A 25,696-nucleotide genomic window follows, 5' to 3' on the forward strand; every position below is an offset into this window, starting at 1 on the left:
AAAATCGGGAGAAAATCGCCCGATTTGGTATCGGCATCGTGTTTGGGCCGCACCTTTTACCCTATTTAGGGCAAAACTTCGCGCTGAAAAGAACCAAGGACTGAACTACGCTTTCAACCTTTCGAGAAGCGTCGTTCCGAGCCGCGCAGGCGACGGGGAAACCGTAATCCCGGCCGCTTCCATCGCCGCAATCTTCGATTCGGCGTCGCCCTTGCCGCCAGAGACGATCGCGCCGGCATGACCCATGCGGCGACCCGGAGGTGCGGTGCGGCCGGCGATAAATCCAACCATCGGCTTCTTGCGGCCGCGCTTGGCTTCGTCCTTGAGGAACTGCGCCGCGTCCTCTTCGGCCGATCCGCCGATTTCACCGATCATGATGATCGACTTGGTCTTCTCGTCCGCCAGGAACAGCTCGAGGACTTCAATAAATTCGGTGCCCTTGACCGGATCGCCGCCGATGCCGACCGCCGAGGTCTGGCCGAGGCCGACCTGCGTGGTCTGGAACACGGCTTCATAGGTCAGCGTGCCTGAGCGGGACAGGATGCCGACGCTGCCGGGTTTGAAAATGTTGGCCGGCATGATGCCGATTTTCGATTCGCCTGCGGTCACGACGCCCGGGCAGTTCGGCCCGATCAGGCGCGACTTGGATCCCGACAGCGAGCGTTTCACGCGCACCATGTCCAGCACCGGAATGCCCTCGGTGATGCAGATGATCAGGGGCACTTCCGCATCGATGGCTTCGCAGATCGCGTCCGCCGCGCCCGGCGGCGGAACATAAATCACCGACGCATCGGCGCCGGTCTTGTCGCGGGCTTCAGCCACCGTGTCGAATACCGGCAGGCCGAGATGGGTGGTGCCGCCTTTGCCCGGCGAGGTGCCGCCGACCATCTTGGTGCCGTAGTCGATCGCGCCTTGCGAATGGAAGGTGCCGTTCTTGCCGGTGAAGCCCTGGCAGATGACCTTGGTGTTCTTGTCGATCAGGACGGACATCGGCTTACTTTCCCTTCACGGCGTTGACGATCTTCTGCGCAGCGTCGTCGAGATCGTTCGCCGACAGGACGTTGAGGCCGGATTCGTTGATGATCTTCTTGCCTTCCTCGACATTGGTGCCTTCGAGACGCACCACGAGAGGAACCTGAAGACCGACCGCCTTCACCGCGGCGATGACGCCGCGTGCGATGACGTCGCACTTCATGATGCCGCCGAAGATGTTGACGAGAATGCCCTTCACGTTCGGATCGGCGGTGATGATCTTGAATGCCGCCGTGACCTTTTCTTCCGATGCGCCACCGCCGACGTCGAGGAAGTTGGCCGGCGATTCACCGTAGAGCTTGATGATGTCGAGCGTGGCCATCGCCAGACCTGCGCCGTTCACCATGCAACCGATGGTGCCGTCGAGCGCGATATAGGCGAGGTCATACTTCGATGCTTCGATTTCCTTGGCGTCTTCTTCCGTGGTGTCGCGCAGCGCGACGATCTCGGGATGACGGTAGAGCGAATTGGAATCAAACGACATCTTGGCGTCGAGGCACTTCAATTCGCCCTGCTTGGAGATGATCAGCGGATTGATCTCCAGCATCTCCATGTCCTTGGCGAGGAACGCCGTATAGAGCTGCGCCACAAGCTTTTCCGCCTGCTTGGCAAGATCGCCCTTCAGGCCGAGCGCCTGCGCAACCGTGCGGCCGTGATGGGCCATGACGCCGGTGGCCGGATCCACGGAAAACGTCACGATCTTCTCGGGCGTATCGTGCGCGACCTTCTCGATGTCCATGCCGCCTTCGGTGGAAACCACGAAGGACACCCATGACGTTTCGCGGTCGACCAGCAGCGACAGATAAAACTCTTTTTCGATGTCGGAGCCGTCTTCGAGATAGATGCGGTTGACCTGCTTGCCGGCAGGGCCGGTCTGTTCGGTGACCAGCGTGGCACCGAGCATCTGGGTCACGAACTGCTTGGTTTCTTCAATCGACTTGGCAAGACGCACGCCGCCCTTGTCGCCGGCCGAGGCTTCCTTGAACTTGCCCTTGCCGCGTCCGCCGGCATGAATCTGGCTCTTCACCACCCACAACGGGCCGCCAAGTTCTTTCGCCGCTGCTTCCGCGTCGGATGCCTTGAGAATCGGCACGCCGCGCGAGATTGGCACGCCGAATTCCTTCAGCACGGCCTTGGCCTGATATTCGTGGATGTTCATGGATTGCCCCAGAGATCGAAGAAGAGAACGAAGAAGGGAATTTCAGCGTGCGAGCCGGAAACGGATCTTCCCGGATCGCACGTGAAGATAACGGTGTCGCGGCGTTTACTTACCGAGCAAATCCGGCGCGATCTTCTTGCAGGCGTCGACCAGGCCTTGCACTGCGCCGACCGACTTGTCGAAGCCTTCACGATCCTTGCCGGCGAGTTCGATCTCGACGATGCGCTCAACGCCCTTCGATCCGATAACCACCGGCACGCCGACATACATGTCCTTCACGCCGTATTCGCCGTTGAGGTAAGCGGCGCAAGGCAGCACGCGCTTCTTGTCGCGCAGGTAGCTTTCCGCCATCGCGATGGCCGATGCTGCCGGAGCGTAGAAGGCCGAACCGGTCTTGAGCAGGTTGACGATCTCGGCGCCGCCGTTGCGGGTGCGATCGACGATCTCGTCGATGCGGGCCTGTGAGGTCCAGCCCATCTTCACCAGATCAGGCAGCGGAATGCCGGCGACGGTGGAGTACTTGGTCAGCGGCACCATGGTGTCGCCGTGCCCACCGAGCACGAAGGCGGTGACATCTTCCACCGAAACGTTGAACTCGTCGGCGAGGAAATAACGGAAGCGCGATGAATCCAGCACGCCGGCCATGCCGACGACCTTCTTCTGCGGCAGGCCGCAGGCCTTCTGCAGCGCCCAGACCATCGCATCGAGCGGATTGGTGATGCAGATCACGAACGCGTCGGGGGCGTACTTCTTGATGCCCGCGCCGACCTGCTCCATGACCTTGAGATTGATGCTCAGAAGATCGTCGCGGCTCATGCCCGGCTTGCGCGGCACGCCGGCGGTGACGATCACCACGCTCGCGCCCTCGATCGCCTCGTAGGAATTGGCGCCGGTGAACTTGGCGTCGAAGCCATCAACCGGCGAAGACTGCGCGATGTCGAGCGACTTGCCCTGAGGGATGCCTTCGGCGATGTCGAACATCACCACGTCGCCCAACTCTTTCAGTCCGACCAGGTGCGCCAGCGTGCCGCCAATCTGACCTGAACCAATCAAAGCAATCTTGTCACGCGCCATGGGAAATCTGTCCTTTGATGTCGACGGGAGAGGATGGGAAAAGTCTGGACGGCTGGTTAGACCTTTCGCGGCGAGCGTTCAAGTCGCTGTTCGCCCAATGGAGAGGCAGTGCTTACCGCGGCGGCAGTGCCGGCTGGTTTCGTATCGGGCTTTCGCCGGGTCCGGAGCCGAAACATAAAGCGAACCCGTCAGGTCTCGACCAGACCGGTGGTCGAACCGCTGGCGGACGAGTCGCTGCGGCCGTGAGGCAGCGCCAGATAGGATTCCGAGCCCATCTCGATCAGCCGCGACGAGGTCCGCTTGAATTCGTTGGCTTCAACACCCTCGGTCGCGCTGTATAGCGACAGCGGATCGGCCTCCGCCGACGCCATCAGCTTCACGGCATTGTCGTAAAGCGTGTCGATCAGGGTGATGAAGCGCTTCGCGTAGTTGCGATGCTCGTAGTTCATCGCCGGAATCCGGTCGATGATCAGCGTGTGATAATCATGCGCGAGCCGCAGATAGTCCGATGCGCCGAGCGGCTTCTCGCACAAGTCCGCAAACGAAAATCGCGCAACGCCGTGTGCCGAATGCGGAACGTGCAGCACGCGTCCCTTGACCGTGATGTCGCGCGGCCGGTCGGCGGCGCCGCCGGTGAGCTTGGTCCACGCCTTGTCGAGCGCGGCATCGGCCGACGCATCGGCCGGGACCAGCCACATCTTGATGCCTGCGAGTTTTTCCATCCGGAAATCGGTGCGCGCGTCGAGCCGCAGCACGTCCATCCGCTCCTTGAGCTGCCCGACAAACGGCAGAAACAGCGCGCGATTGAGGCCGCCCTTGTAGAGATCGTCGGGAGCGACATTCGAGGTCGCAACAACCACGGTTCCCAGTTCAAACAGCCGGCCAAACAGCCGTCCGAGAATCATCGCGTCCGCAATGTCGGTGACGTGAAACTCGTCGAAGCACAGCAGCCACGCTTCCTCGAAAATCGACGCCGCCGTGAGCCGCACCGGATCGGTGTCTGCGATTTCCTGCCGCGCAATCTTCTGGCGAAAGCCATGAATCCGCTCGTGAACATCGGCCATGAATTCGTGAAAGTGCGCGCGACGCTTGTGCGTGACGGCGCTCTCGCTGAAGAACAGATCCATCAGCATGGTCTTGCCGCGTCCGACCTCGCCGTGGATGTAGAGGCCGCGCAGCGGGACCGCGTCCTTGTCGGCGAACAGCCGTTGCAGCAGTCCGCCGCGGCCGGGACGGTATCCGGCCAGCCTTGCCTCCAGCGCCGAGAAAGCTTCGACAGCCCGGGCCTGCGCCGGATCAGCCTCGATGGTGCCCGCAGCAACCAGAGCCTGATACTGCCGACGGAACGGGGCGGGGGTGAGAGCGTTCATGGCCCGCTACCCGCCAGAACGAGGCGGAAAATGCAAGACTACAAACGTAACGGCCGACTCTCTATGCGCTCAGCGCATAGGCGTCTTCAACCACGTAAGGTCCGCCACCCACCGACGCGCGTGATGAGAACAGCACAAACCGGGAGGCCATGAAGCTGCGGGTCGGAAAATACCCCCGCACCGACAGATAGTCCGCCACATCCCGATTGGATGCATCCCGCAGCCGCGCCAGCGTCACGTGGGGGATGAATTTGCGCCCCTCCGGATCGAAACCGAAGCGCTGCATCAGCCGCTCCAGCTCCGCCTGCAACTCCATCAGCGGACGGCTTGGTACAACCGATGCCACCACGGCGCGCGGTTTCTTGCCGCCAAAGCTGGACAGGCCCTGCAAGGCAACCTCGAACGGTTTGCGATTGATCCGCTCCAGTGTCGCGGCGATCTCGTTGGCCGCGGGGCCATCGATGTCGCCGATGAAGCGCAATGTGACATGATAATTTTCGGGATCGACCCAGCGGGCGCCCGGCAGGCCCCCGCGTAAGTTCGAGAGCGTCTGGCCGATGTCCGGGGGGATTTCCAGCCCGGTGAACAAGCGCGGCATCACGAATCTCCTCGATGCAAAAGAGGATCACGAATCACCTGAGGTCTTTTTTACCGCAGCACGATGACAGTGCGAAGCGACCATCGCGCGAACAACAACAACAAATCCCCTCAGGGCTTGCCCGGCTGCAACGCATGATCCTTCAAAAACGCCTCCACCGTGGGCAGAATCCGCTCGACCACGACGTCAACGCCCGCGGCCGTCGGATGCAATCCGTCGGGCTGGGTCAGCTTCGCCTCGGTGGCCACGCCGTCGAGAAAGAACGGATAAAGCGGCACTTTGTGACTTTTAGCGAGGTCGGGATAAATGCTGTTGAACGTCGCCGTATACTCCGCGCCATAGTTCGGCGGCGCGTACATCCCGCACAATAAAACAGCGATGTTGCGCGCTTTCAGCTTGTTGAGAATCTCGTCGAGTGCGCCGCGCGAGACCTTCGGATCGATGCCGCGCAATGCGTCGTTGGCGCCAAGTTCAACGATCACAGCTTCGGTGCCGGGCGGGATCGACCAGTCGAGCCGGGCCAGGCCGCCGGTCGTGGTATCGCCGGACACGCCCGCGTTATGGATATCAGTGGCGATACCCTTGTCGGCGAGAGCCTTCTGCAGGCGCACCGGAAACGCCGCCGAAGCCGGCAAGCCGTAACCGGCGGTCAGGGAATCGCCCAGAACGGCGAGCTTGATCGGCTTCACATCTTTGACATCTTGTTTGACGGGTATCGTTTGAGCCGAGGCCGGCCCCGACATCGCCATCATTGCCCCCGCTGCTGCGACAATGAACGTCCTCACTAGTGTGGCGGTTCGCAGGTCCGCACTCTCCTTGCGACAGCCTCCGTTTGCGGACCTGCGAACCGAAGCCACACGAGAATTATAGTTTGCTGGTGTCCTTTCGAATCCGAAGTTCGCCACAGAAGGCGCGGCAAAATGGAGCGAACTTCGGATTCGGGACACCAGCCCCTCGACCGCGCGGCCGAAACCCCCATATGAAAGATCCATGGACAGTCTCATTGAACCCTCGCCGCGCGCCGGTCTCGAACCGGACACCATTTCCATTTCAAACGTCAATCTCTCGCTGGGCAGCGGCGCCGCGCGCGTTCACATCCTCAAGGATGTCAGCCTGCGCGTCGCGCCCAGTGAAGCCGTCGGCCTGATTGGCCCCTCAGGTTCAGGCAAGTCCACGCTGTTGATGGTGATGGCGGGGCTTGAACGTCCTGACAGCGGAGAGGTGGTGGTCAACGGCGCCGCGTTCAATGCCCTCGACGAGGACGCTCTCGCACGGTTCCGTGGCCGCCATGTCGGTATCGTGTTCCAGTCGTTTCATCTGATCCCGACCATGACGGCGCTCGAGAACGTCGCGGTGCCGCTCGAGCTCGCAGGCCGCGCGGATGCGAATGAGCGCGCCGCGCAAGAGCTTGCCGGCGTGGGTCTCGGAGAAAGACTGCATCACTATCCCTCGCAACTCTCGGGCGGCGAACAGCAACGCGTCGCGCTGGCGCGCGCGATGGCGCCCGATCCCGCCATTCTCGTGGCCGATGAGCCGACCGGAAATCTCGACGAGGCCACCGGCAAGCAGATTGTCGATCTCTTGTTCGCCAAGCACCTCGAGCGCGGCATGACCCTCGTGCTGGTGACACACGACACTGCACTCGCACAGCGCTGCGATCGGGTGGTGCGGTTGCGCTCGGGCCGGATCGACGGACCGGCGACCGACCGGCACTGGGTTGAGACGGCATCCCGATGAGCATGATCGCCGACACCGCACCGCGCGGCGGCACACTGTCGCTGGCAGTCCGCTTCGCCTTGCGCGAGTTGCGCAGCGGTCTGCGTGGCTTCTATGTCTTCATCGCCTGTATCGCGCTCGGCGTCATGGCGATCGCGGGCGTCGGCTCGGTGGCCGGAAGTCTCAGCGCAGGACTTGATCATCAGGGCCGCACACTGCTTGGCGGCGATGCATCCTTCGCACTGATCCAGCGGGAAGCCTCAAAAGAGGAGCGCGGCTTTCTCGATGCTCACGGCAAGGTCTCGGCCACGGCGATCATGCGCGGCATGGCGCGCTCGCAAAGCGGCGAGTTCGCGCTGGTCGATCTGAAAGCCGTCGATGGCAATTATCCGATGCTCGGCACCCTGTCGCTTGAGCCAAAGATGCCGGTTGCGGATTTGCTGGCGCAGCGCGATGGCGCGTTCGGCGCAGGTGCCGACGCGGTGTTGCTGGCTCGTCTCGGCCTCAAGGCCGGAGACCGCGTGACCGTCGGCAATGCGACATTCGAAATTCGCGCCACCGTCCAGGCCGAGCCCGACAAGCTTGCGGGCGGCGTCGGTCTCGGACCGCGATTCCTGATCAGCGAAGATGCGCTGCGCGCGACTGGCTTGCTGCAGCCGGGCACGCTGGTGCGCTGGATCTATCGCCTGCAGCTGCCGGATGCTTCGGGCGATGAGCGCGCCACGCAGTCCGTTGTCGATGCCGCGCAAAAGGCGCTCCCGGAAGCAGGATGGGAGGTCCGCACCCGCGGCAACGCGTCGCCGCAACTCGAGCGCAACATCACGCGCTTCACGCAGTTCCTCACGCTGGTCGGACTTGCGGCTCTGCTGGTCGGCGGAGTCGGTGTCGCCAATGCGATCAAGAGCCATCTCGATGAGCGGCGCGACGTGATCGCAACCTTCAAGGCGCTCGGCGCAACCGGCCGTGAGGTGTTCACGATCTACCTCACGCAGGTGATGGTGCTGGCGACCCTCGGATCGCTGATCGGCGCTGCGATCGGCGCGGCATTACCCTTCATCATCGTTGGCCTGTTCGGCAAAATCCTGCCGCTTCCGGTGGAAGCGACATTTCACGCCGGCGAACTGGCGCTGTCGTTCGTCTACGGCCTGCTGACAGCGCTGGCGTTCGGACTATGGCCGCTTGGCCGCGTCCACGATGTGCCGGTAGCGGCCCTGTTCCGTGAAGGCGTAACGCCGGAATTTCACTGGCCGCGCCGGCGTTATCTCGTCCTGATGGCCTCGGTGATCGCGCTGTTGATCGCGGTCGCAATCGGGCTCGCCTATGACAAGCGCGTGGCCGCTGTGTTCGTCGCTTCATCGATCGGCGTGTTCGCCGTGCTGCGCGCAGTCGCCTCGATGCTGATGGCTCTGGCAAGAAGCTTGCCGCGCGCGCGTTTCACCATGCTGCGGCTGGCTATCGCCAACATCCACCGCCCCGGCGCGCTGACGCCGTCGGTCGTGATGTCGCTCGGCCTCGGCCTCGCCGTGCTGGTGACCATCACGCAGATCGACGGCAACCTGCGGCGGCAATTCATGGCCGCCCTGCCCGAGCATGCGCCGTCGTTCTACTTCATCGATATCCCGGCGGCCGAGGCCCCGCGATTCAGCGAGTTCCTGAAACAGGCCGCTCCGGCAGCAAACGTGGAAACCGTGCCGATGCTGCGCGGGCGCATCGTCGCCGCAAAAGGCATCAGGGCCGAAGACCTCAAGCCTTCGACGGATTCCGCCTGGGTGCTGCAGAGCGACCGCGGCCTGACCTACACCGGCGAAGTCCCGCGCGGCTCAACGGTCGTCGAGGGCAGATGGTGGGATGCCGATTATAACGGTCCGCCGCTGGTGTCGCTGGAGAAGAAAATCGCCGACGGTCTCGGCGTGAAGGTCGGCGACGACATTACGGTGAACGTGCTGGGCCGCGACATCACCGCGAAGATCGGCAATCTGCGGACCGTGGACTGGCAGAGCCTCGGCATCAATTTCGTTTTGGTATACTCGCCGAAAGCCTTCGCCGGCGCCCCCCACACTGACATTGCGACACTCACCGAAGCCGGCTCTTCGAGTGCTGCGAGCGACGCCAAACTCATCAAGGACGTCGCCGCCGCCTTCCCGATGGTGACCAGCGTGCGGGTGCGTGAGGCCCTGGATTCGATCGGAAAGGTCGTGACCAACCTCGTGCTGGCGATCCGGGGCGCCAGTTCGGTGACCCTGATCTCGGCGATCCTGGTGCTGGGCGGCGCGCTGGCTGCGGGGCATCGGCACCGGGTCTATGACGCGGTGATTCTCAAAACCCTCGGCGCGACCCGGGCGCGGCTGCTCGGCGCCTATGCGCTGGAATATCTGCTGATCGGTTTAGCGACGGCCGTGTTCGGGGTGGCGGCCGGATCGATCGCTGCCTGGCAGATCGTGACCCGGCTGATGACGCTGGGCTTCGTCTGGCAGGCCGGCAGCGCCGCCCTCGTGGTGCTGGCCGCGCTCGCGGTTACGGTCGGATTGGGGCTGGCCGGAACATTACTCGCGCTTAACCAAAAACCAGCGACCGTGCTCCGTAACTTATGACAATTTGTAGCAGCAGATGGCGGGTTTTGCGACAAACAGCCGCGCGTCCATGCTTGCGTCGAGTGTGTTAGTTTCCCACATACCGAGCGGGTTCAGATTCCGGCTTGTTGCCATCCAGCGGATGGCCCACAGTCGGGTCTGGGAAAAGCTTATAGCTGGCGGCGCAGACCCTTCGCTTTCGCCAGTCAACCACGGGGTTTCGACGATGTCGGACTTGGACCGCAACTATACGTCACCTTTCGGCCGGGCCGCCGGGCGCGTTGACGCCGCGACCGTCGATGCCGGTCTGCGCTCGTACATGCTCAAGGTCTACAACTACATGGCGATCGGCCTGGCCATCACTGGTCTGGCCGCCCTCGGCGTGTACATGGGCGCCGTAACGCCTGATGCCTCCGCCGCAGCCGGCCGGATCGGCAAGCAGTACCTGACGTCGTTCGGCGTCGCGATGTTCGTGAGCCCGCTGAAGTGGGTCTTCATCCTCGCGCCGCTGGTGATGGTGTTCGCCATCTCGTTCGGCATCAATCGCCTGAAGCCGGCGACCGCCCAGCTGCTGTTCTGGGTGTTCGCAGCGCTGATGGGCATTTCGCTGTCGTCGATCTTCCTGGTGTACACGCACACCTCGATCGTGCGGGTGTTCTTCATCACGGCTGCCTCGTTCGGTGCGCTGAGCCTTTACGGCTACACCACCAAGCGTGACCTGACCGGGATGGGATCGTTCCTGATGATGGGCCTGTTCGGCATCATCCTCGCGAGCGTGGTGAACCTGTTCCTCGCGAGCTCGATGCTTCAGTTCATCGTCTCGGTGATCGGCGTGCTCGTGTTCGCCGGCCTCACCGCCTGGGATACCCAGCGGCTGAAGAACGATTACATCTACGGCTATGCGGCTCAGGGTGGAGACGTGGCAGAGAAGGCAGCCATCACCGGCGCGCTCTCACTCTACCTGAACTTCATCAACCTGTTCACGCTGCTGCTGCAGCTGCTCGGACAGAGAGACTAGAACTGATCGTGGCTGATCGGTGAACTCTCGAAAGCCCCGGCCAAAAGCCGGGGCTTTTGTTTTGCGGGCCGCCCATTAAGCTGCGCCCTCATGCCAGACCTCATGATCCGCTCCGCGACGCCCGCGGATATTCCCGCCATCACCGATATCTACGCCGAGGCCGTCAACCACGGCACCGCGACCTTCGAACTGACCCCGCCCGACGTCGCCGAGATGACACGACGGTTCGACGAACTGGCCCGCGGCGGCTTTCCCTACCTCGTGGCAACCATCGACGACAACATCGCCGGCTACGCCTATGCGGGGCTCTACCGCGCGCGCCCGGCCTATCGCTTCACCGTGGAGAACTCCGTGTACCTCGCTCCGGCCAGCCATCGGCGCGGCATCGGGCTGGCGCTGCTGACCGAATTGATCGCGCAGTGCGAGGCGCGCGGCTACCGCCAGATGATCGCGGTGATCGGCGATTCCGCCAATGCCGCCTCGGTGGGCGTTCACGCCCGCGCGGGTTTCGAGATGACCGGCACGCTAAAAAATGTCGGATTCAAATTCGGACGCTGGCTCGACACGGTGCTGATGCAGCGCGCCCTCGACGAGGGCGGCGCGACGCTTCCCAAAGGCTGAACGAGCTGGCCGTGTAGCGCGACCCGAATCGCGCTCTAGACCAGCGCCAGCTTGCGGTCGATCACCAGCAACACGCGCTCAAGGTCGTGGCCGCGGCGTAGGATCTGTCCGTTGGCGGCGATCACGCTGTAGGCGCCCTGCTTGCGGGTGAGGCGCGGATCTTTCTCGATCCGGTAGATCGGGACTTCCGAGGCGCGGCGGAAGATCGAAAACACTGCGCGATCTTTCAGAAAGTCGATGGCGTAGTCGCGCCACTCGCCGTCGGAGACCATGCGCCCATACAGATTGAGAATGCGATTGAGTTCAATGCGGTTGAACGTAACGCTCTGGGGCGGAAGTGGCGTCGTGCTGCGCTCCAGCCCCCGGCTCTCGCTTGGATCGATATCGCCCGATACTGAATTCATCGGCGCCTCCTGTCACATACCCGACATGATCACCCCGTCCGGCGACGCCTGCAAGCATGATTTCAAGCGCTTATGCCGCCTGGACACAGGAGACAGAGCATCACGTGGACGTCAGGCAAAATCATAATGCCGCCCGATTTCGGTCAATCCACCGCCGTGCTGGACTGCGATCAAGATGAAACTGCGTTGACCCGGTCCTTTCGGCACCGGATTCCTCAGCCCCCAGCCCCCCGGGGTCGTCAGGATCGGGTCTAATTCTTCGCAGAAATTAGGATCCCCATCCTTCGGGCCAGCGCGAGCTGGTCTTTTTTTGTTTGGGTTGGATTTGTTGCTTCGAATGACGAAGGCCCGCGCTGGCACCAGACGCGCAATCGCGTATCGCCACCTTGCAGCGGCGTGATCTGATTCAAAAAATTACGGGATTTCAGTTCAGCGAGGTAAAGGCTGCGCCCAGCATCGGACCGGGCTTGTCGCGATTGCCGTCCTGAATAAAGACCGCCGCCGCATCGACGCCGTCGCGCGTGATGTTTTCAAGCGGCACGGTCCAACTGCCGGCCCTGCCATTCCAGTCGCCGACCTTCAGCACGTTGCGCACCACGTTGTGATACGTGATCTGCTGCCCGCGATTCTCGCCGCGCGAGATGGTGATCGGAACCTGCTTCGACACCGCGCAGATCCAGATCTCACCGCTCATGCCGCCGGCTTCCGCCACCGACACATTGATCTGGCTGCCTGATGTCGTCATCTTAATCGGCACCGACATCACACCGTCGTTCTTCTGGGTGCCCTTCGCAGCGTTCTCGATCGCGATGCGGTCGCTGCCGAGAACATCGGTCGTGCCGTTGACGACGGCTTGCGGCGTGTAGACGCCGCGGTTGCCGCGCATATGCGAATAGGCCTTCTGTCGCGCGCTGAACCGCGAATCCGCCAGCGTGTCCTTCCAGCCGAGATAATCCCAGTAATCGATCGGCAGGCTGAGTGCGATGACAGACTTGTCCTGCGCGAGTTCGCCGAGAACCTTGTCCGCCGGCGGGCACGATGAACACCCCTGCGACGTGAACAGCTCGACCACCGCGCGCGGATCATCGGCACATGCCGGCGTGATCACGGTGAATATCGCGCAGATGCCGAGCGTACGCGACAGGCGCGACGCGAACGCGCCGGTTGTTGTCGTTTTCGATTCTGGCAAATCAGACATCCGTCTGTCCCTATCAGCAAGAAGGCGGCCCCTTGATAGGCCGCCCCCCGGGTGCTTCGCTACTCACTTCGCGGTGAGCCCGTTCACGGATACGTTTCCAGCCGAGCTACGCAGCCAGATTGCGCAGCACGTAGTGGAGAATACCGCCGTTTCGGTAGTATTCGAGCTCATCGAGCGTATCGATGCGGCAGAGCAACGAGACACTCTTCAACGAACCGTCCGACGACACGATCTCCGCCGTTAACTTTTGGCGCGGCTTCAGATCGCCCTGCAGCCCGCGAATCGTGACCTTCTCATCGCCCTTGAGGCCAATCGACTGCCAGGACTCGCCGTCTTCGAATGTCAGCGGCAGCACGCCCATGCCGACGAGGTTGGAGCGGTGGATGCGCTCGAAGCTCTGCGTAATTACCGCGCGCACGCCAAGCAGGCGCGTGCCCTTGGCAGCCCAGTCGCGCGACGAGCCGTTGCCGTATTCGGCGCCGGCGAACACCACGAGCGGCACCTGTTCCGCCTGATACTTCATCGCGGCATCGTAGATCGACATCTGCTCGCCGTCCGGCCAGTGCTTGGTCAGGCCGCCTTCCGGAATGTTGCCGTCGGCGCCCTTCAGCATGTGGTTCTTGATGCGGATGTTGGCGAAGGTGCCGCGCATCATGACTTCGTGGTTGCCACGCCGCGTGCCGTACTGGTTGAAGTCGGCGGGCCGCACCTGATGCTCCGACAGATACTTTCCGGCAGGCGAGGTCAGCTTGATCGCGCCGGCGGGTGAAATATGGTCGGTGGTGATCTTGTCACCGAACACCGCAAGAATGCGCGCGTCGAGCACATCGACGATCGGCTCCGGCTCCATCTTCATGCCTTCGAAATACGGCGGGTTCTGCACGTAGGTCGAGCTCATGTTCCAGGCATAGGTGTCGCTGGTCACGGTCTTGATCTTGCGCCAGTTGGTGTCGCCCTTGAACACGTCGGCATACTTCTTCTTGAAGATTGTCGAGGTGACGTACTTCTTGATCGTGGCGTTGATCTCTTTCGAGCTCGGCCAGATGTCCTTGAGATAAACCGGCTTGCCGTCGCGTCCGGTGCCGAGCGGCTCCGTGGCGAGGTTGATGTTGACGTTGCCAGCCAGCGCATAGGCAACCACCAGCGGCGGCGACGCGAGATAGTTCGCCTGCACGTCCGGCGAAACGCGGCCTTCGAAGTTGCGGTTGCCCGACAGCACCGCCGCGCCGATGATGCCGTTGTCGTTGATCGCCTTCGAAATCTCTTCCGGCAGCGGGCCGGAATTGCCGATGCAGGTGGTGCAACCGAAGCCGACGAGGTTGAAGCCGACCTTGTCGAGATCCTTCTGCAATCCGGAATTGGCCAGATACTCTGCGACCACCTGGCTGCCCGGCGCGAGCGAGGTCTTCACCCACGGCTTCGCAGTCAGGCCCTTGGCGGCAGCGTTGCGCGCCAGCAGGCCCGCACCGATCAGCACGTTCGGGTTTGAGGTGTTCGTGCAGGATGTGATCGCCGCGATCACCACGTCGCCGTGGCCGAGATCGAAATTGCGGCCTTCGACCGTGTAGCGGTGACCGTCCAGTGCCTTCTTGTAATCCGACTCCATCGCGGCAGCGAAACCGTCCGCGACCGCCGGCAGCGCCACGCGGCCCTCAGGGCGCTTCGGACCTGCCAGCGAGGGGACCACGTCGCCGAGATCGAGGGTCAGCAATTCGGTGAACACCGGATCGGGCGAAGCCGCGGTACGGAACAGGCCCTGCGCCTTGGCGTATTTTTCCACTAGAGCGACGCGGGCGGACTTGCGGCCCGAGGTCTTCAGATAGTCGAGCGCGGACTTGTCGACGGGGAAGAAGCCGCAGGTCGCGCCATACTCCGGCGCCATGTTGGCAATGGTGGCCTTGTCGGCGACCGACATCGAATCGAGACCCGCGCCGAAGAATTCGACGAACTTGCCGACCACGCCCTGCTTGCGCAGCATCTGGGTGACGGTCAGCACGAGATCGGTGGCGGTGACGCCTTCCTTGAGCTGGCCCTTGAGCTTGAAGCCGACCACGTCCGGCAGCAGCATCGACAGCGGCTGACCGAGCATCGCGGCTTCAGCCTCGATGCCGCCGACGCCCCAGCCGAGCACGGCCAGACCATTGACCATGGTGGTGTGCGAGTCGGTGCCAACCAGCGAATCCGGATAGGCAACTTCGAAGGTGCCCTTCTTCTTGCCGACGGTGAGCTTCTCTTTCTTGGTCCAGACGGTCTGTGCGAGGTATTCGAGATTGACCTGATGGCAGATGCCGGTGCCGGGCGGCACCACCGAGAAATTCGTGAACGCCTTCTGGCCCCACTTCAGGAATTCGTAGCGTTCCTGGTTCTGCTTGTACTCTTCGGCGACGTTCTTGCCGAAAGCCTTGTTGTCGCCGAAGAAGTTCACGATCACCGAGTGATCGATGACCAGATCGACCGGCACCAGCGGGTTGATCTTTTCGGCGTCGCCGCCGAGCGCCTTCATCGCGTTGCGCATGGCGGCGAGATCGACCACCGCAGGTACGCCGGTGAAATCCTGCATCAACACGCGCGCGGGGCGGAATGCGATTTCGTGTTCGAGCGTTTTCTTCTTCGCCCACTGCGCGAATGCAACGATGTCGGCCTTCTTGACCGTGCGATCGTCTTCGTTGCGCAGCATATTCTCGAGCAGCACCTTCATCGAGTAAGGCAGCTTCGAAATGCCCTTGAGGCCGTTCTTTTCAGCGGCAGGCAGGCTGTAATACACGTAAGTCTTGGCGCCGACCTTGAGGGTTTTCTGGCATTTAAAGCTGTCGAGCGAGGGCATGTGAACGATCCCAGTTCAGAAGTTGGAGATACCCGGCAAAAGGTATCGGAACACCGTCAAGAGCGAAGGAATCAGGGCTGAACCGTGCTGTTTCCGGTGGCTAATTGTGTGCTGCACCAAGTTCCGGTTTTATAGAATCTTTCCAGTCTGTCCACCACACCCGCTATGGATTGTCTCCCTGTCATGCACGTCACGGCTGGAACTATAGCGCCCCGCCACAGGCCATCGGTCAATCCATCATGAGGCTTACGGCTCAGGGTCTGAAATGCGTCAGGGGCGGGCGAGAGATCTTTTCTGGTCTCGATTTTGCGGTCCCCGCAGGCCAGGCGCTGGCTGTGACCGGCATCAACGGGGCCGGGAAATCATCGCTGCTCCGGCTGATGGCAGGGCTGCTTCCGGCCGCCGGTGGCGCGATCACCCTTGAGGGCGGCGAAGCCGAACTCACACTTGCCGAGCAAACGCACTACCTCGGCCACCGCGACGCGCTAAAACCTTCCCTGACCGTGCTGGAAAACCTCGATTTCTGGCGCGAATATCTCGGCGGCGAAGCAATCGATGGACCTGCGAGCCTGAAGACCGTGGGACTTGGCCATGCGGTTCACCTGCCTGCCGCGTTCCTCTCGGCCGGCCAGCGTCGGCGCCTGTCGATTGCGCGGCTGATTGCCGTCAATCGCCCGGTCTGGCTGCTGGACGAGCCGACCTCGGCGCTCGACACCTCCGGGCAGGCCATGGTGGCCGCATTGATGGGCGCGCACTTGCGCAGCGGCGGAATCATTCTCGCCGCGACCCACGGGCCGCTTGGGGTTCCGGCGCAGGAACTGCGGATCGGCGGTGATGCGTGACCGCACTTGCCGCACTTGCCGCACTTGTCCGCCGCGACATCGGCGTCGCGCTGCGCGCCGGCGGCGGCGCGATGATCGGCGTGCTGTTTTTCGTCTCGGTCGTGGTGGTGATGCCGTTCGCAATCGGCCCTGATCTCGCTTTGCTGAAACGGATCGGCCCGGCGATCCTGTGGCTGGGCGCCATGCTGGCGAGCCTGCTGACCCTCGATCGTCTGTTCACCGCCGACCAGGAGGACGGGTCGCTCGACCTGATCGTGATGAGCCGCACGCCGCTGGAACTGAGCTGCGCGGCGAAGGCGCTGGCCCATTGGCTGGCGGCGGGTGTGCCGCTGATCGTGGCGACGCCACTGATCGGCATCCTGCTCAACCTCGATGCGACAGCCACATTCGCGGTTGCGCTGACGCTGCTGGTCGGCACACCGGCTCTCACATTCACCGGCATGATCGGCGCCGCCCTTGCGGTCACGCTGCGGCGAGGCGGATTGCTGCTCGCGGTGGTGGTGCTGCCGCTGTCGATCCCCGTGCTGATTTTCGGTGTCGCCGCCTCGAACGCCGCCGTCGAAGGGACGATGCCGTTCGGCACGCCGTTTTCGATCCTGTGCGCGCTGTCACTGGTCAGCCTGGTGGTCGGCCCGTTCGCGGCGGCCGCCAGTCTGCGGCATGGGCTCGACTGATGCGACATTGCGCCCGATCAACTTTTGCAAAAAACGCGGCATCGTAAAGTCCCCGCGCATTGCCTCCACCGCATGCGGCGATTATCAGGACCATCATGAGCCTTATCGACCTCGCCAATCCAACCCGGTTCCTCGCGTTGACCACGCGCGTGCTGCCGTGGCTCGCCGCTATCACAACGGTTCTGCTCGCGATCGGCCTTTATCAGGCGGCGATGGCGCCCGACGATTACCAGCAGGGCGCGACCGTGAAGATCATGTTCATCCACGTTCCCAACGCATGGCTGTCGATGTTCGTCTGGGGCGTGATGAGCGTCGCGGCGCTCGGCACGCTGGTGTGGCGGCATCCACTGGCGGACGTCGCGGCAAAAGCAGCCGCACCGCTCGGCGCAGCGTTTACGTTTCTCGCGCTGGTGACCGGATCGCTGTGGGGCCGGCCGATGTGGGGCACCTATTGGGAATGGGATGCACGGCTGACGTCCGTGCTGATCCTGTTTCTGATGTATCTCGGCATCATGGCGCTGTGGCGCGCGGTGGAAGATCCATCCCGCGCGGCGCGCGCAGCCGCGATCCTGACGCTGGTCGGCGCGATCAACATTCCGATCATCAAGTTCTCGGTCGACTGGTGGAATACGCTGCATCAGGGCGCGTCGGTCATTCGCGCCGGCGGCCCGAGCATGGACCGCGCGTTTCTGATTCCCTTGCTCATCATGGCAGTGGCTTTCTCGTTGCTGTTCCTGACGCTGCATCTCGCAGCGATGCGCAACGAGGTCCTGCGGCGGCGGGTGCGCACCTTGCAGATGATGCAAGCCAGCCGGCAGGCAGCGTGATCGCCATGCCGTTTCTCACATCGCTCGGTCCCTACGCATCCTTCATCATCACGTCGTACCTGCTTGTAGGCCTCGTGGTCGCAGCGCTCATCGTGTGGGTCGGGCTCGACTTTCGCCGCCAGAAGCAGATTTTGCGGGATCTCGAAGCCAGCGGCGTGACCCGGCGCTCGGCACAACCTCCCGGTAAAACATCATGAGCGATAACGGGGCAACGCGTCCGCAGCGCCGCTCACAAGGCCGCTCTTGGCTGGTGGCATTACCGCTGATCGCCTTCGCCCTGCTCGCCGGGTTGTTCTGGCTCCGGCTCGGCGCGGGCGACCCCGCACGCATCCCCTCGGCACTGATCGGCCGTCCCGCGCCGCAGACGAAACTGCCCCCACTTGAAGGACTCGTCGCCGGCGGCACGCAGGTGCCAGGGCTCGACCCGGCAGCGTTCAAGGGCCAGGTCAGCGTCGTTAACGTCTGGGCGTCGTGGTGCGTGCCGTGCCACGACGAAGCGCCGCTGCTGGTGCAACTCGCGCAGGACAAGCGGATTCGCATGATCGGCATCAACTACAAGGACAGCCCGGACAATGCCCGGCGCTTCCTTGGCCGTTACGGCAATCCGTTCGTCGAAGTCGGCGCCGATGCCAACGGCCGGGCCTCGATCGAATGGGGCGTTTACGGCGTGCCGGAAACATTCGTGATCGGCCGCGACGGGGCGATCGCCTACAAGCTGATCGGCCCGATCACGCCTCAGAATTTCGACGTCGTTCTGAAGGCCGAGATCGAGAAGGCGCTGCGCGGCAAACCCTGAGATGCCCGGCATGATGCGGGAGGTCCGATGAAGTATGTGATCCGGATTGCCGCCGTCCTGCTGCTGCTGATCGTTGCCGCTGCCGTCTACATCTATCACGGCCTGAGCAACCGGCCGGATATCGACGCCTTCAACGCATTCAAGACTTTTTCCAAGGCCAATCGCGATCCGGGGCTGCGCGTCACGTTCCTTGGCGTTTCCACATTGCTGCTCGACGATGGCGAGACCGCGGTCCTGACCGACGGCTTCTTCACGCGGCCGAACTCGCGGCAATTGCTTCTGGAGAAGATCGCGCCCGACAAAGCCATTATCGAGACAACCCTGCGGCGCGCCAGTATCACGCGGCTGGCCGCGGTCATCGTCAATCACTCCCATTACGACCATGTGATGGATTCGCCGGAAGTCGCCGCACGCACCGGCGCAGTTCTCGTCGGATCGGAATCGACCGCGAATGTCGGGCGTGGCTGGGGCTTGCCGGACAGCCAGATCGCGGTGCGCCGCGCCGGCGACGTGATGACCTTCGGACGTTTTCGCATCACGCTGCTTCCCGGCCGCCATGTGCCGTCGCCCTTCACCGGAGGCGATATCGCCGAGCCGTTGAAGCCGCCGGTTCGCGCCAACGCCTATCTCGAGGGCGGCAGTTTCATGGTCCTCGTCGAGCACGGTGACCGGCGCATGCTGATCAACGCCAGCGCCGGCTTCGTTCCCGACGCCATGAACGGGCGCAAGGCGGACGTTGTGTTTCTGGGCACCGGGCAACTCGGCAAGCGCCCCGCCAGCTACATGGAAGATTACTGGCGGGAGGTCGTGGACAAGCCGGGCGCGCGGCGCGTCATCCCGATTCACTGGGATGACTTCACCCGCCCGCTGGACCAGCCGCTGGTCCCCCTGCCGAACCTGCTGGATGACTTTGCCGCGTCGATGAAATTCCTCAACGACCGGGGCCGAACCTCCGGCATCGACATCAAGTTGCCCGAGGCGTTTGTCGCCTTCGATCCGTTTGAGAAATTGCCTGCGGCCAAGAACTAACCGTCCTATTTGGCGCAGCCGCGCTGCACCAAGCGGCTCAAAATAATTTTGCGCTTTTATCTGCCGTTCATTTTGCAGCCATGGCGCGGCCACGAATTCGAACATACGCTATGCGTGTTGCAATCACTGTCCTGGAGGGACACCCATGCGTTATTCGAAACTTCTTTCATTGACTGCCGCGACCCTCGCTCTCGGCCTGCTCGCATCGTCGCCGTCGTTCTCTCAGGCGACCCAGCCGGCAACCGGTGGCAAGATGGCGCCTCCGCCTGCCGCAGCAACGGCGCCGAAGGCCGACTCGAAGATGGCGCCCGCGGCCAAGGCCGACACCAAGACCGAACTGCTCGACATCAACTCGGCGACCGCCGATCAGCTCAAGGCGCTCAAGGGGATCGGCGACGCGTACTCCGCTGCGATCATCAAGGGCCGCCCCTACAAGGGCAAGGACGATCTCGTGAACAAGAAGATCGTGCCCGAGAAGACCTACGCCGAGATCAAGGACAAGATCATCGCGAAGCAGAAGTAAGTTCTGATCGCGAAGTACACCTAACACTGCGTCATGGCCGGGCTTGTCCCGGCCATCTACGTCTTTCTTGTCGCAACGCCCTCAAGACGTGGATGCCCGGCACAAGCCCGGGCATGACGAAAGTATTTTATCCCTTCGTGATATCGCCGCGCTCGAGGTCGCTCGCCTCATCGGTCGCTGGCGCGATGCTATAGCGCTTGATCAGCGAGGTCTGCGCCATCGCGAAGACCGCCGTGATCGGGATCACGCCGAACGCCTTGAACGACACCCAGAAATCGGTGCTCTGCGTGCGCCAGATGATTTCATTCAGCACCGCCATGCCTGCGAAGAAGACCATCCAGCGGATGGTCAACAGCCGCCAGCCCACCGGGGTCAAATTGAACATCTGGTCGAACATGATGGCGATGAACGAACGCCCGAGCAGCAGTCCGATGCCGAGCGCGGCTGCAAACAGCGCGTAGATGATGGTCGGCTTGAGCTTGATGAACGTCTCGTCGTGAAAGAACAGCGTCAGCCCGCCGAACACCAGCACGATCACCGCCGTGACGATGGCCATCAGCGGCACATGGCGCGACACCACATAGGACGCAATAATCGCAGCGACGATCGCCACCATGAATGCGCCGGTGGCGACGAACAGCCCGAACTTCGCGTTGGCCCCGAAAAAGATCACCAGCGGACCGAGTTCGGTCGCGAGCTTGAACAGCGGATGCGGCGCGGGCTTTTCCGAAGCGGTCATGCTCAATTGTCCTGTCCTGCAATCGCGCGGGCAAAATCCCGCGCGGTGAACGGCGCGAGATCGTCGATCCCTTCGCCGACGCCGATGAAATGCACCGGCAGCTTGTACTTCTCCGACAACGCCACGAGGATGCCGCCGCGCGCCGTGCCGTCGAGCTTGGTCATCACCAGCCCCGTGACGCCCGCCGTCTTGTGAAACGCATCGACCTGCGACAACGCGTTCTGGCCGACCGTCGCATCGAGCACCAGCAGCACCGCATGCGGCGCGGACGCATCGACCTTGCCGATCACGCGCCGCACCTTCTCAAGCTCGACCATCAATTCGGTCTTGTTCTGCAGACGCCCGGCCGTGTCGATCAGCAGCACGTCCATGGCCTGCGCCTTTGCGGCTTCGACCGCCTCGAAGGCGAGGCTTGCCGAATCCGAGCCCTGCGCGCGGGCCACCACCGGCACCTTGTTGCGCTCGCCCCAGACCTTCAACTGCTCGATGGCGGCAGCGCGGAACGTGTCGCCTGCGGCCAGCATCACCTTGCGGCCCTCGGCAGAGAGTTTCGCGGCGAGCTTGCCGATGGTGGTGGTCTTGCCGGAGCCGTTGACGCCGACCACGAGAATGACGAACGGCTTTTGCGTTGCGTCGATTTCCAGCGGCTTCGCGACCGGCGACAGCACCTTCTCGACTTCGGTCGCGACAATCGTTGTCACATCCTCGGCCGAGACCGACTTGTCGTAGCGACCCTTGCCGACAGCCTCCGCGATACGCGCCGCAACCTCGGTTCCGAGATCGGCGCGAAGCAGCACATCCTCGATATCGTCGAGCATGGCGCGGTCGAGTTTGCGCTTGGTGACGAGATCGGCCACCGCCGTCCCGAGCGAACTCGACGTGCGTTTGAGGCCGGCGGAAAGCCTGCGCCACCAGCTTTGTTTCGGTTGATCCTGTGGACTGTCGTTCATGCGGGGGGTGTGTTAGCGGTTTCGCCGCTGAAACGAAAGTCAACATTGCCCATGGATACGCCGCAACCGACACCGGAAGAAATTCAGGCCCGCGTGCTTCACCGCGACGGGCTGATGCTGGTGATCGACAAGCCGGCCGGGATCGCGGTGCATCGCGGCCCCAAGGGCGGGCCCAATCTCGAAGCCTCGTTCGACGCGCTGCGCTACGGCCTGCCGCGTCCGCCGGTGCTGGCCCACCGGCTCGACCGCGACACCTCGGGCTGTCTCGTGCTGGGACGCCACCGGAAAGCAACCGCTTCGCTCGGCCTGCTGTTCAAGCACGGCAAGATTTCCAAGACCTACTGGGCCGTGGTCGAAGGTGGTCCAACTGAAAACGAAGGCGAGATCGATATTCCGCTGGGACGGCTCGATGCCGAGCGCGGCTGGTGGCAGAAGCCGGATCCGAACGGGTTCCCGTCGCAGACAAAATGGAACGTGATGGGACGCGGTGACGGCCTGACCTGGCTGGCCATGGAGCCGATCACCGGCCGCACCCATCAGTTGCGCGTGCATTGCGCGGCGAGCGGCTGGCCGATCGTCGGCGACAACATCTACGGCAACGGGCCCCGATTCGGCGAACCGACGTTGCATCTTCACGCCCGCGAAATCGTCATCCCGCTGTCGAAGAACAAGCCGCCGGTGCGCGTTGTCGCGCCTGCACCGGCGCATCTGCACGAACGGCTCCAGGCCTGCGGATGGAACGGCGAGGAAGCGGCCACGGCCGCCGAACCTGTTGCTGCGGACGAATAGGCAAAAGCTGGCCTATCCACTTCCGTCATCGCGGAGTGCAGCGAACTCTCACTCCGTCATTCCGGGATGCGCCCCTTGGCGCAGGCCCGGAATGACGGGTAGGAAATGTCTAGTACTTCAACACACACGATGTCGTCCCCGCGAAAGCGGGGACCCATACCACCAAACGTCATGGTGACAGCGAGACGATCGCTGCGGCATCTCCATCATATCGATAACTCAGGGAGTATGGGTCCCGGCCTTCGCCGAGACGACGCGTTGAGATTTCCGATCTCTCCTTGACATTTCTCGATCTAGGAATATATTCTCCGTCGTCCTGTTCGTGAGGGGCGCTTCTCGAGGGCGCTTTGAAGCGGAGCAGGATGCGGCGCCTGCGCACGTGTCTCGCACACACGTCGTCCGGGAGGCTGGGGTCAGCGTCCGGGCCAACTACGTGGCTCTGCCTTGAGTGGCTGGACGCGGACAGGATGAAAGCGGCGAAAGCCGCCGGATCGGGGCGTGAAAGCGTCCGTCCTGTCCCGGAAGAACGCTCCCCTTGCCCAAAATCGCCGTTGATGGAGCGCCGCAAGGCGATGCGCTTCCGGATTTCATCGTGTCGCAAGCGATGCCGGAAGCGAAACGAACACAAGGTGCGCCTCGCGGCGCTCCATGCCCCTCGCTCTTGGGGCAGAACTAAAGCTCACCTCGCGCGATGCGCGAGAACAAATGCGCGTGGCTATTTGAATCTATGGATCAGAAATGACGCAAGGGACTCGCTGCTCATTCAGCGTCGTCCCGGCGAAGGCCGGGACCCATAAACACCAGGCGCAGTAATGACGGAGGGCAGAGCCGCATCGACCAAAAATCGATGGCTCAGGGAGTATGGGTCCCGGCCTTCGCCGGGACGACCAGTGAGAGACTATGCAGGATGACGCGGAGAAAGATTGCCCGCGATGCTTCAGTACCCGCAATCGTCATCACCTGCATCGTCCCGGTGATGACGTCTTGTTTGTTACATCACACGTGCAAACGAAAAAGGGCTCCGGAAAACTCCGGAGCCCTGATTGGTTTAAGCGATGAGGCGCTTACTTGTCGCGCTTCTTGAGAGCGTTGCCGAGAATGTCGCCCAGCGTCGCGCCCGAATCGGACGAGCCGTACTGTGCGATGGCTTCCTTCTCTTCAGCGACTTCAAGCGCCTTGATCGAGACCTGCACCTTGCGCGCCTTCTTGTCGAACTGAATGACACGGGCATCAACCTTTTCGCCAACCGCGAAGCGCTCGGCGCGCTGGTCGCCGCGATCGCGGGCGAGTTCAGAGCGCTTGATGAAGGTGGTGAAGTCGGTGCCGGTGATCTGAACTTCGATGCCGGCTTCCTTCACCTCGATGATATCGCAGGTCACGACGGCGCCCTTCTTGACGTCGCCCGGTTCTGCGAACGGATCGCCCTCAAGCTGCTTCACGCCGAGCGAGATGCGCTCCTTCTCGACATCCACGTCGAGCACCACGGCCTTGACCATGTCGCCCTTCTTGAAGTTGTCGATGACCTGCTCGCCCGGCTGTTTCCAGTCGAGGTCGGACAGATGGACCATGCCGTCCACTTCGCCGTCGAGGCCCAAGAACAATCCGAATTCGGTCTTGTTCTTGACTTCGCCTTCGACGACCGCACCCACCGGATACTTCTCGACGAAGACTTCCCACGGATTGCGCATGGTCTGCTTGAGACCGAGCGAGATGCGGCGCTTGGCCGAATCCACTTCGAGCACCTGCACTTCGACTTCCTGCGAGGTCGAAACGATCTTGCCGGGGTGCATGTTCTTCTTGGTCCACGACATTTCCGAGACGTGGATCAGGCCTTCGATGCCCGGCTCCAGTTCGACGAATGCGCCGTAGTCGGTGATGTTGGTGACGCGTCCGGTGAAGCGCGAATTCAGCGGATACTTCGCCTCGATGCCCTGCCATGGATCGTCCAGCAACTGCTTCATGCCGAGCGAAATGCGGTGAGTTTCGTGGTTGATCTTGATGATCTTCACCTTGACCGTCTGGCCGATCGCCAGCACTTCGGTCGGGTGATTGACGCGGCGCCACGCGATGTCGGTGACGTGCAGCAGGCCGTCGATGCCGCCGAGGTCAACGAACGCACCGTAATCGGTGATGTTCTTGACGACGCCGTCGATGACCTGACCTTCTTCGAGGTTCTGGACCAGTTCCTGACGCTGTTCGGCGCGGGTCTCTTCGAGAACCGTGCGGCGAGACACCACGATGTTGCCGCGGCGGCGATCCATCTTGAGAATCTGGAACGGCTGCGAGTTGTTCATCAGCGGCGCGACGTCGCGGATCGGGCGAATGTCGACCTGCGAGCGCGGCAGGAAGGCGACAGCGCCGTCGAGATCGACGGTGAAGCCACCCTTGACCTGATTGAAGATAACGCCGTGAACCTTCTCGTTGTTGTTGAAGGCCTTCTCGAGCTTGCCCCAGCTTTCTTCGCGGCGCGCCTTGTCGCGCGACAGCACGGCTTCGCCGAGTGCGTTCTCGATCCGGTCGAGGAACACCTCGACTTCGTCACCGACCTTGAGGTCGCTTTCACGGCCGGGGCCGTTGAATTCGCGGAGAGCCACGCGGCCCTCGGTCTTCAGGCCGACGTCGATGACGGCCATGTCCTTCTCAATTGCAACAACCGTGCCCTTGATGACGGAGCTTTCCTGCAGGTTGCCGCCTGCAAAGGACTCGTCGAGCATCGCCGCGAAATCGTCGCGGGAAGGATTATATGAAGTAGCAGTCGAAGCCATTTGTTCTCCAAATGCGGAATGCCGGCAGCAGGGTTAAGGGCGTATCGCGCATCCAGTGCCAAAGGTCCGCAACCTTTGACGACCGCTTCGCAAGGAGGAATTGCGACAGCGGGCCGGCGTGTGCCTGCACGAACGATACGGTGCAAAATTGGATTGCCGCGCGGGAAGCGCGTGGTCT

General features: G+C 62.6%; 24 protein-coding genes. 12 read left to right on the top strand and 12 right to left on the bottom strand.

The window, feature by feature from the left end; all coding sequences use genetic code 11:
* Positions 1-105: 105 nt before the first annotated feature.
* From sucD to HNQ36_RS16470, 6 genes are all read right to left on the bottom strand, one after another.
* A complete protein-coding gene (gene sucD / locus HNQ36_RS16445) occupies positions 106-990 on the bottom strand; it encodes a succinate--CoA ligase subunit alpha (protein WP_184086899.1) in 885 nt (294 codons plus the stop codon).
* Positions 991-994: 4 nt separating this feature from the next.
* Complete coding sequence (sucC, locus tag HNQ36_RS16450; protein WP_184086901.1) at positions 995-2,191, bottom strand: ADP-forming succinate--CoA ligase subunit beta; 1,197 nt, start codon at positions 2,189-2,191, stop codon at positions 995-997.
* A 105-nt stretch (positions 2,192-2,296) separates the two neighbouring features.
* Positions 2,297-3,265, bottom strand: a complete 969-nt coding sequence (gene mdh / locus HNQ36_RS16455) for a malate dehydrogenase (protein WP_184086903.1) — start codon at positions 3,263-3,265, stop codon at positions 2,297-2,299.
* 188 nt (positions 3,266-3,453) lie between these two features.
* Positions 3,454-4,635, bottom strand: coding sequence for a cell division protein ZapE (gene zapE, locus HNQ36_RS16460; RefSeq protein WP_184086905.1), 1,182 nt, complete (start codon positions 4,633-4,635; stop codon positions 3,454-3,456).
* Between the two features lie 61 nt (positions 4,636-4,696).
* Entirely contained in the window at positions 4,697-5,233 is a 537-nt protein-coding gene (gene thpR, locus HNQ36_RS16465; RefSeq protein ID WP_046828057.1) for an RNA 2',3'-cyclic phosphodiesterase, read from the bottom strand.
* 110 nt (positions 5,234-5,343) lie between these two features.
* The gene (locus tag HNQ36_RS16470) at positions 5,344-5,982 is read right to left on the bottom strand and encodes an arylesterase (RefSeq protein WP_184087105.1); all 639 of its coding nucleotides are present in this window, start codon (positions 5,980-5,982) and stop codon (positions 5,344-5,346) included.
* Positions 5,983-6,223: 241 nt separating this feature from the next.
* On the opposite strand from HNQ36_RS16470, the gene HNQ36_RS16475 reads away from it, so the two are divergent.
* The 4 genes from HNQ36_RS16475 to HNQ36_RS16490 all read left to right on the top strand — a co-directional run bounded on the left by HNQ36_RS16475 (position 6,224) and on the right by HNQ36_RS16490 (position 11,158).
* Positions 6,224-6,970, top strand: a complete 747-nt coding sequence (locus tag HNQ36_RS16475) for an ABC transporter ATP-binding protein (protein ID WP_046828058.1) — start codon at positions 6,224-6,226, stop codon at positions 6,968-6,970.
* The gene (locus HNQ36_RS16480) at positions 6,967-9,540 is read left to right on the top strand and encodes an ABC transporter permease (RefSeq protein WP_184086907.1); all 2,574 of its coding nucleotides are present in this window, start codon (positions 6,967-6,969) and stop codon (positions 9,538-9,540) included. Before HNQ36_RS16475 ends, HNQ36_RS16480 begins: the two co-directional genes overlap by 4 nt.
* 205 nt (positions 9,541-9,745) lie before the next feature.
* Positions 9,746-10,537 (top strand): Bax inhibitor-1/YccA family protein, encoded by a 792-nt coding sequence (locus HNQ36_RS16485; protein WP_046828060.1) that lies wholly within the window; start codon positions 9,746-9,748, stop codon positions 10,535-10,537.
* A 90-nt stretch (positions 10,538-10,627) separates the two neighbouring features.
* Positions 10,628-11,158, top strand: a complete 531-nt coding sequence (locus tag HNQ36_RS16490) for a GNAT family N-acetyltransferase (protein WP_184086909.1) — start codon at positions 10,628-10,630, stop codon at positions 11,156-11,158.
* A gap of 35 nt (positions 11,159-11,193) precedes the next feature.
* On the opposite strand, the gene HNQ36_RS16495 is transcribed toward HNQ36_RS16490, so the two are convergent.
* The 3 genes from HNQ36_RS16495 to acnA all read right to left on the bottom strand — a co-directional run bounded on the left by HNQ36_RS16495 (position 11,194) and on the right by acnA (position 15,584).
* Positions 11,194-11,562: a DUF2794 domain-containing protein gene (locus HNQ36_RS16495; RefSeq protein WP_184086911.1), complete on the bottom strand. Its 369-nt coding sequence runs from the start codon at positions 11,560-11,562 to the stop codon at positions 11,194-11,196.
* A 424-nt stretch (positions 11,563-11,986) separates the two neighbouring features.
* Positions 11,987-12,760, bottom strand: coding sequence for a DUF1223 domain-containing protein (locus HNQ36_RS16500; RefSeq protein WP_184086913.1), 774 nt, complete (start codon positions 12,758-12,760; stop codon positions 11,987-11,989).
* A 106-nt stretch (positions 12,761-12,866) separates the two neighbouring features.
* On the bottom strand, positions 12,867-15,584 hold the full coding sequence (gene acnA / locus HNQ36_RS16505; RefSeq protein WP_184086915.1) for an aconitate hydratase AcnA: 2,718 nt from the start codon (positions 15,582-15,584) through the stop codon (positions 12,867-12,869).
* Between the two features lie 239 nt (positions 15,585-15,823).
* On the opposite strand from acnA, the gene ccmA reads away from it, so the two are divergent.
* From ccmA to HNQ36_RS16540, 7 genes are all read left to right on the top strand, one after another.
* Complete coding sequence (gene ccmA / locus HNQ36_RS16510; protein WP_184086917.1) at positions 15,824-16,426, top strand: heme ABC exporter ATP-binding protein CcmA; 603 nt, start codon at positions 15,824-15,826, stop codon at positions 16,424-16,426.
* Positions 16,423-17,100 carry a heme exporter protein CcmB gene (ccmB, locus tag HNQ36_RS16515; RefSeq protein ID WP_184086919.1) on the top strand — a complete coding sequence of 226 codons (678 nt, stop codon included), beginning with the start codon at positions 16,423-16,425 and terminating at the stop codon, positions 17,098-17,100. The genes ccmA and ccmB overlap by 4 nt, the downstream gene beginning before the upstream one ends.
* Before the next feature lie 95 nt (positions 17,101-17,195).
* Entirely contained in the window at positions 17,196-17,927 is a 732-nt protein-coding gene (locus tag HNQ36_RS16520) for a heme ABC transporter permease (protein ID WP_184086921.1), read from the top strand.
* Between the two features lie 5 nt (positions 17,928-17,932).
* A complete protein-coding gene (gene ccmD, locus HNQ36_RS16525; RefSeq protein WP_184086923.1) occupies positions 17,933-18,124 on the top strand; it encodes a heme exporter protein CcmD in 192 nt (63 codons plus the stop codon).
* Positions 18,121-18,723 carry a DsbE family thiol:disulfide interchange protein gene (locus HNQ36_RS16530; RefSeq protein ID WP_184086925.1) on the top strand — a complete coding sequence of 201 codons (603 nt, stop codon included), beginning with the start codon at positions 18,121-18,123 and terminating at the stop codon, positions 18,721-18,723. Before ccmD ends, HNQ36_RS16530 begins: the two co-directional genes overlap by 4 nt.
* Positions 18,724-18,750: 27 nt before the next feature.
* Positions 18,751-19,752 carry an MBL fold metallo-hydrolase gene (locus HNQ36_RS16535; protein ID WP_184086928.1) on the top strand — a complete coding sequence of 334 codons (1,002 nt, stop codon included), beginning with the start codon at positions 18,751-18,753 and terminating at the stop codon, positions 19,750-19,752.
* Between the two features lie 145 nt (positions 19,753-19,897).
* Positions 19,898-20,275, top strand: coding sequence for a ComEA family DNA-binding protein (locus tag HNQ36_RS16540; RefSeq protein ID WP_046828069.1), 378 nt, complete (start codon positions 19,898-19,900; stop codon positions 20,273-20,275).
* A gap of 127 nt (positions 20,276-20,402) precedes the next feature.
* Here the strand turns inward: HNQ36_RS16540 and HNQ36_RS16545 are convergent, their stop codons facing one another.
* Positions 20,403-21,014, bottom strand: a complete 612-nt coding sequence (locus tag HNQ36_RS16545; RefSeq protein WP_184086930.1) for a septation protein A — start codon at positions 21,012-21,014, stop codon at positions 20,403-20,405.
* A gap of 2 nt (positions 21,015-21,016) precedes the next feature.
* The gene (gene ftsY, locus HNQ36_RS16550) at positions 21,017-21,964 is read right to left on the bottom strand and encodes a signal recognition particle-docking protein FtsY (RefSeq protein ID WP_184086932.1); all 948 of its coding nucleotides are present in this window, start codon (positions 21,962-21,964) and stop codon (positions 21,017-21,019) included.
* 51 nt (positions 21,965-22,015) lie between these two features.
* On the opposite strand from ftsY, the gene HNQ36_RS16555 reads away from it, so the two are divergent.
* Positions 22,016-22,753, top strand: a complete 738-nt coding sequence (locus tag HNQ36_RS16555; RefSeq protein ID WP_184086934.1) for an RluA family pseudouridine synthase — start codon at positions 22,016-22,018, stop codon at positions 22,751-22,753.
* A 1,064-nt stretch (positions 22,754-23,817) separates the two neighbouring features.
* On the opposite strand, the gene rpsA is transcribed toward HNQ36_RS16555, so the two are convergent.
* Entirely contained in the window at positions 23,818-25,518 is a 1,701-nt protein-coding gene (gene rpsA, locus HNQ36_RS16560; RefSeq protein ID WP_184086936.1) for a 30S ribosomal protein S1, read from the bottom strand.
* Positions 25,519-25,696: the final 178 nt, after the last annotated feature.

The sequence above is a fragment of the Afipia massiliensis genome, from assembly GCF_014203115.1.
GTDB lineage: Bacteria > Pseudomonadota > Alphaproteobacteria > Rhizobiales > Xanthobacteraceae > Afipia > Afipia massiliensis.

What these genes read in the sequence shown, in the direction of transcription:
- HNQ36_RS16480 (WP_184086907.1), top strand. Translation starts at nt 6,967, where the DNA reads ATGAGCATGATCGCCGACACCGCACCGCGCGGCGGCACACTGTCGCTG.
- HNQ36_RS16475 (WP_046828058.1), top strand. Translation starts at nt 6,224, where the DNA reads ATGGACAGTCTCATTGAACCCTCGCCGCGCGCCGGTCTCGAACCGGAC.
- HNQ36_RS16520 (WP_184086921.1), top strand. Translation starts at nt 17,196, where the DNA reads ATGAGCCTTATCGACCTCGCCAATCCAACCCGGTTCCTCGCGTTGACC.
- HNQ36_RS16530 (WP_184086925.1), top strand. Translation starts at nt 18,121, where the DNA reads ATGAGCGATAACGGGGCAACGCGTCCGCAGCGCCGCTCACAAGGCCGC.
- rpsA (WP_184086936.1), bottom strand. Translation starts at nt 25,518, where the DNA reads ATGGCTTCGACTGCTACTTCATATAATCCTTCCCGCGACGATTTCGCG.
- HNQ36_RS16470 (WP_184087105.1), bottom strand. Translation starts at nt 5,982, where the DNA reads ATGGCGATGTCGGGGCCGGCCTCGGCTCAAACGATACCCGTCAAACAA.
- acnA (WP_184086915.1), bottom strand. Translation starts at nt 15,584, where the DNA reads ATGCCCTCGCTCGACAGCTTTAAATGCCAGAAAACCCTCAAGGTCGGC.
- thpR (WP_046828057.1), bottom strand. Translation starts at nt 5,233, where the DNA reads ATGCCGCGCTTGTTCACCGGGCTGGAAATCCCCCCGGACATCGGCCAG.
- sucC (WP_184086901.1), bottom strand. Translation starts at nt 2,191, where the DNA reads ATGAACATCCACGAATATCAGGCCAAGGCCGTGCTGAAGGAATTCGGC.
- sucD (WP_184086899.1), bottom strand. Translation starts at nt 990, where the DNA reads ATGTCCGTCCTGATCGACAAGAACACCAAGGTCATCTGCCAGGGCTTC.
- ccmA (WP_184086917.1), top strand. Translation starts at nt 15,824, where the DNA reads ATGAGGCTTACGGCTCAGGGTCTGAAATGCGTCAGGGGCGGGCGAGAG.
- HNQ36_RS16545 (WP_184086930.1), bottom strand. Translation starts at nt 21,014, where the DNA reads ATGACCGCTTCGGAAAAGCCCGCGCCGCATCCGCTGTTCAAGCTCGCG.
- ftsY (WP_184086932.1), bottom strand. Translation starts at nt 21,964, where the DNA reads ATGAACGACAGTCCACAGGATCAACCGAAACAAAGCTGGTGGCGCAGG.
- HNQ36_RS16495 (WP_184086911.1), bottom strand. Translation starts at nt 11,562, where the DNA reads ATGAATTCAGTATCGGGCGATATCGATCCAAGCGAGAGCCGGGGGCTG.
- ccmD (WP_184086923.1), top strand. Translation starts at nt 17,933, where the DNA reads ATGCCGTTTCTCACATCGCTCGGTCCCTACGCATCCTTCATCATCACG.
- zapE (WP_184086905.1), bottom strand. Translation starts at nt 4,635, where the DNA reads ATGAACGCTCTCACCCCCGCCCCGTTCCGTCGGCAGTATCAGGCTCTG.
- mdh (WP_184086903.1), bottom strand. Translation starts at nt 3,265, where the DNA reads ATGGCGCGTGACAAGATTGCTTTGATTGGTTCAGGTCAGATTGGCGGC.
- HNQ36_RS16555 (WP_184086934.1), top strand. Translation starts at nt 22,016, where the DNA reads ATGGATACGCCGCAACCGACACCGGAAGAAATTCAGGCCCGCGTGCTT.
- HNQ36_RS16535 (WP_184086928.1), top strand. Translation starts at nt 18,751, where the DNA reads ATGAAGTATGTGATCCGGATTGCCGCCGTCCTGCTGCTGCTGATCGTT.
- HNQ36_RS16485 (WP_046828060.1), top strand. Translation starts at nt 9,746, where the DNA reads ATGTCGGACTTGGACCGCAACTATACGTCACCTTTCGGCCGGGCCGCC.
- HNQ36_RS16490 (WP_184086909.1), top strand. Translation starts at nt 10,628, where the DNA reads ATGCCAGACCTCATGATCCGCTCCGCGACGCCCGCGGATATTCCCGCC.
- HNQ36_RS16540 (WP_046828069.1), top strand. Translation starts at nt 19,898, where the DNA reads ATGCGTTATTCGAAACTTCTTTCATTGACTGCCGCGACCCTCGCTCTC.
- HNQ36_RS16500 (WP_184086913.1), bottom strand. Translation starts at nt 12,760, where the DNA reads ATGTCTGATTTGCCAGAATCGAAAACGACAACAACCGGCGCGTTCGCG.